Source organism: uncultured Endozoicomonas sp., from assembly GCF_947495845.1.
In the GTDB taxonomy this organism is placed as follows: Bacteria; Pseudomonadota; Gammaproteobacteria; order Pseudomonadales; family Endozoicomonadaceae; genus Endozoicomonas.
On sequence record NZ_CANMAO010000099.1, the window covers coordinates 1 to 609 of the forward strand.

The window sequence follows — 609 nt, forward strand, 5'->3', positions numbered from 1 at the left end:
GTGCTCTGCATTGGTTGAGATGAATATCCGGCTTTCGGTTAACCCTTTGTCATTTTCAAAACGACTCCAAACTACTCGTACCTCCCGGCCTTTGAGGAATTTGGCGCGGCAAATCATGGTTCGATAACGTATTGAACGATGCTTGCCGTACAACCATACGATAGCCTTGTGCTCCGATAATTTCTCCACTTCATCTGCCGTCATTTTGGTGCCGTATTTTCTGGGTCGTCCTCGTTTCTTTTTGAGGAGCTCCACCGGCCGTGCATATAGGGCACGATTCCTGGGTATTTGACCAATAACTTCTATGCCCATTGCCAGAGTGGGTTCTATCAGGGTCGCATTCATGAACCAGCAGTCAGCAACCAGCCGTAACACTCGATCCTTTACTTCTTCTCGCACCACCTTGAGCATGGCAACAGCTATTTTCAGTTTACTGGTGTTTCCTGAAGCCGGCGTTGGAAATGAGATGATTGGAATAGCGGTAAACATTTCGTCTGCCGCTCGTTCAAAAATCACAGCAAGAGAGACCCAGCACTGCCCCCAGATATACGTCGGACGGTTACGTTTTTTACTGTGCTGATGATGGGTTCGACAAGCAGGGGCTTTATC

General features: G+C 48.3%; 1 protein-coding gene. It reads right to left on the reverse strand.

The genetic code is table 11. The annotated features are described in order from the left end of the window. On the reverse strand, positions 1–609 hold a 609-nt coding region (locus tag Q1B11_RS20255; protein WP_299735829.1), incomplete at both ends, for a transposase.